The sequence below is a fragment of the Pirellulales bacterium genome, assembly GCA_035499655.1.
Taxonomy (GTDB): Bacteria; Planctomycetota; Planctomycetia; order Pirellulales; family JADZDJ01; genus DATJYL01.
In genome coordinates this window covers 1-4178 of sequence record DATJYL010000184.1, presented here as the reverse complement: position 1 = coordinate 4178, position 4178 = coordinate 1, and the positions used below count along the sequence as shown (strand labels likewise).

The window sequence follows — 4178 nt, the reverse complement described above, 5'->3', positions numbered from 1 at the left end:
GTAAATGGACCAGCGATTTGCCGGACCGGCCTCGCGCTGATCGATCGAGCGCCAGGCGGAATCGGGCTCCGGGGCTGGTGCGGTGGAATCGGTGTCGCTCGCTATGGCGTAGCCCGCCTGCTTGACCGAAGTGGGCAAATTTCGCGGCGGTTCGGCAGACGCTTTCGCTTCATCTTTCACACCAAGAGCGATGGAATTTGCGCCAGCGGGAACATAGCGTTCGTCGCCGACATCGACGAAAGGGACCTTGCCAATTTCAGCAGCCGGAACAATTGGAGTTTGCGAGGACGACTGCGTTAAACGGCAGGAGCAGAGCGCCAGGCAGCAGATTGCACCAAGCGAGTAAATTCGATATTTGTTTGATCGAGCGGACATTGCACAGCGCGACCAACGGTCGCGGCTTTATGATTACGAGGCGATCTACTGGGTTGGCATTTGGCCGAGCATGGTTTCCGGCGGCGGCGCTCCATCACGTTTTGCAAAGCGTATCAGGGGAGGGGAGTTGTACATGAACTGCTCGTCCGGGCTGGCCACGTCCACCGGCACCCGGCCGCCGATCCGCACAATGGCCATCGGCCGGCCCAGCCGATCGGCCAGCGCGAGCGGATCTTCCTTAGGGCTGGCCTCCAAAGTCAATTGCGATTTGGGGTCTTCCTGCCGGGCGTACGCATTCCGCGGATTTTCCAAATAAATAATGCGCGTGATGAATTTGCCATCGATCGCCGCTTCCAAATCTTCCTGCGTGAATTCGATCGGAATCGGAAACCGCAGTTCTTCGCCGCAGGGGGGATACAAGCGGTTAATGACTTCGATGGTGGGATATACTTCGTCCCCTTCGTGATGCGGAATGCCGGTCACACGCAGCCGATAGACCGGGCCGATCAGCATGGCCACCTTTGTCGGGGCCGGTTGCGGCTGGGTGAATTGATTTTCGACCGCGAACGAAATGTTTGTTCCTTGTGGCCCGCGAATTTCCAGCGGCTGATAATAGCCGGCCAAGGGTCCGCCTTGCTGGAGCTTGGCGGCGCCAATTTCTCCCGGGACCAACACGCCGGCGTTTAAATGGTGAACCAGCGGCGGATCGGCCAGCGCTAGAGTAGAACCCAACAGGCATGCGCCTGCGGCGATGCAAGAGCGGGAAATGTCGCGCAGGGCAGCAAGGATTGACATGGGAAAATTTGGCTTACGTTCATAAAAAGCCCAGGGGTTGCAACCCCTGGGCTTACAGTCACGCGACTTCGCACCGGACAGTAAATTCTTTGTTGAAACCAAGGGCCATTACTGGCAGGCGCCGTTGGCACAACCGCCGCCCGCGCCGGGCACCACTTGATGGGCCACGTCGCAGGGCTGGTTGAACTCGACCGGCGGCACCGCACTGGTTTCGACAATTTTCACATGATCGACCGGCTTGGGATAACTCATGCCGGGAATTTGCGCCACGCGGATATTCACTTGTTCCGTCGGCGGCGGAATGTGCATGTGCGTTTCGTTCGTCATGATGTGCCGCTGCAATCCGGCCGGCACACCCAGCGGAACATACGGCGGGCCAGGCAAACCGATTGGCGTACCGCAGTACGGCATGCCATATTCCGGCACATCCATACCGGCGACAAATTGCGGCGGCGGACTTGTCGGCTGGCCAACTTCCGCGGCAATCGATTCGGCCGGATGATGGCAGGGAATTGGCCCCCAGTAGCCGGCTTGCACCACATCGCCTTCCGGACCACCGCCATCGCCGGATTGCAAATCTTTGTTGCCGATCCGAATGATCGCCAAAATGGAACCGCGGCGATCGGCTTCGACAATGGGGTCGACGCCCGGATCAAGCCGCGTGCTGACCAAGGTTTCGACACCGGCCAGCGCCAATTCCTGATATTGCGGATCGGGCAGGTAAATGACCTTCGTCACGAAATTGCCCGAAAGGACTTGCTTGAAATCGTCGTCGGTCAACTGGAAGGGAATAAAATTGTGAGCGATGAACGCTTCGGTCCGCGGCACGGTGGGGGCCACTTCCAAAGTTGGATACAGCTCCACGCCGGGGTAGCCGGGGATATCGGTCAGCTTCAAGCGATAGATCGCGCCTTGCGGAAAGTTGAAGCGGCCGGGGACCACGAGCGGCTCGGAATCGAACATGCCGTGGCTGGCCACATCCCAATGGATGCGCATGCCGTCGGGACCGGTGAAACCGATCTGCGACGTCGGCGGGGCCATCATCATCGGGTATGCACCGCACGGAGCGAAACCACCAGGGCCTCCGCCTGCTCCCATACCTACTCCGGGCCCAATGGGCGCGTGGTAACCGGCGAGCATGACGCCCGGACCGGGACCATCGACGCCCGGACCTGGGTGCATAATCATTTGGGCCGGCGGCAGCACGTTGGTGCGCGGCTCAAACACCGGTTGAATTTTCGCGATGTGATCCAGCGGCGAGTTTTGAGGCAAAGCGCAACCCGCGCTAAGCAGGGCCGCCAACAATCCGACCCCGAACCAAGTCCGAATTTTCATTTTTCCCCCCTCGAGACCAGCAAATTTCGAATACGGAAAATCGAAAACCCATCGCGAAGTTTTGCGATGGTGGTTCGAATTTCTTGCGGAATTGCTCTTGGGCTGGCGCTTTGGCCGGCCGTAGAATTCCGGCATGGATCGCGCTGCCGAAGGTCGGCAGAGCGGTCCCTGTGTGGTAATCGTCGGACTGGCATAACAGGTTTCTTTGGCAAATTCCGCACATTCGGCATATGAAGTTCATTTTGCCCAGCCTCGCCTGGTTCGCATTACTGGCTGGTTGGGGCTTCGCCCAAACCCAGCCGCAGCCGGCAGTTAGCCCAACTTTATCCATCTGGCCCGCCGATCCTGCAGCTAGCTCGGCGGGCGCTGCTGCCGGGTTGGACGCAGCCACATTCGGCGCGGGAGCTTCGGTTGATCGCGCGGCGTCCAGCAATGCTACCGCGGCGCCGCCGAACGCTGTTCCGAGCTTGCCGGTTACCGATGCGGTTCCATCCAGCCCTGCCGCGGGCTTGCCAGTTACCGCCGCACAGCCTGGTGCTAGCGCAAGCAATTCGCCGGAGCAAACCAACGGCGTCGATTTATTCATGCAGCGCATGACCGGCGCGGCGCAGCAACAGACATCAGTGCAGGCGCGCATTCGGTATCACGCCGATCTGTTCGGCCAACAGACCTTCGGCGCCGGCCTGTACTTGCAACAAGGCGTGGGGGATGAGCGACAATTTCGCCTGGAATTGAAAACCGCCTTGGGCGATCAGTTGCTGACGTTTCAACAAGTGTGCGACGGAAAATACTTGTGGCAATACCAAGATGGGTTCGACAAGCCGAAGGCCGGCGCGGCCGATCGGACCACGATTGCGCGCATTGATTTGCGCAAAGTCCGGGAAGCACTGGACAATGCTGATGCGAATTCTAACGGCCTTCCGTCGATGACTTCTGTGACCGGTGAATTCGCCTGGGGTGGATTGCCAAAACTGCTTACGGGGCTGCAAAACTCTTTCCGCTTTACGCGGGTCGAAGCGGGGAAGCTAGATACCTTGCCAGTGTGGATTGCGGCCGGATCGTGGCGGCCCGAGGCCATGGCAACGATCTCGAAAGAGTTGGCCGCCGAAGCGGCAAGCGAGCGGCCGCTCAATTTGAAATTGCTTCCGCCGCAGTTGCCTGAGCAAGTGCAGTTATACGTGGGGCAGGATGATTTATTTCCCTACCGCATTGAATATCGACGCCGAGCAAGCGGAAAGGGCAGGGGAGGGGACGCCGACCGGGCAGAAATGCTGCCAATGGTGACCGTGGAGTTTTACGAAGTGCGGCTGAATACGCCGATCAATCCGCGCGAATTCGATTACCAACCCGGCAGCGCCGACGTACTGGACACGACTGCGGCATATATCAAGAGCTTGCAGGGGAAGAAGTGAGGGGGGAGGGAGGTGAGGGGTGAGTGGTGAGGGGTGAGGTATTCGCCGCTAGTTGGGCGGCCACGCGGATTGCTTCGATCATGCCGCTTGTCTCGGCGCGGCCTTGCCAGGCCAAATCGAACGCCGTGCCGTGCGCCACGCTGGTGCGGACGATGGGCAGACCCAAAGTCACATTCACCGCCCGATGCATGCCTAAGAGTTTGATGGCGATGTGTCCCTGATCGTGATACATGGCCACGACGGCGTCGAATTGGCCCTCGC

At 59.6% G+C, this 4178-nt stretch carries 5 protein-coding genes; 1 reads left to right on the top strand and 4 read right to left on the bottom strand.

The features are described from left to right. The 3 genes from VMJ32_13245 to VMJ32_13235 form a co-directional block, all read right to left on the bottom strand. Nucleotides 1–375 (bottom strand): hypothetical protein (locus VMJ32_13245; protein HTQ39987.1); only part of this gene is annotated, 375 nt, incomplete at its 3' end. A 45-nt stretch (nucleotides 376–420) separates the two neighbouring features. Further along, entirely contained in the window at nucleotides 421–1170 is a 750-nt protein-coding gene (locus VMJ32_13240; protein ID HTQ39986.1) for a hypothetical protein, read from the bottom strand. Nucleotides 1171–1278: 108 nt separating this feature from the next. Then, complete coding sequence (locus tag VMJ32_13235) at nucleotides 1279–2505, bottom strand: hypothetical protein (GenBank protein HTQ39985.1); 1227 nt, start codon at nucleotides 2503–2505, stop codon at nucleotides 1279–1281. Nucleotides 2506–2735: 230 nt separating this feature from the next. On the opposite strand from VMJ32_13235, the gene VMJ32_13230 reads away from it, so the two are divergent. Continuing rightward, nucleotides 2736–3917, top strand: a complete 1182-nt coding sequence (locus VMJ32_13230) for a hypothetical protein (protein HTQ39984.1) — start codon at nucleotides 2736–2738, stop codon at nucleotides 3915–3917. Here the strand turns inward: VMJ32_13230 and VMJ32_13225 are convergent. Continuing rightward, nucleotides 3892–4178, bottom strand: a 287-nt coding sequence (locus tag VMJ32_13225; GenBank protein HTQ39983.1) for a 4-hydroxythreonine-4-phosphate dehydrogenase PdxA, incomplete at its 5' end; no start/stop codon positions are given. The two genes, VMJ32_13230 and VMJ32_13225, sit on opposite strands and share 26 nt — an antisense overlap.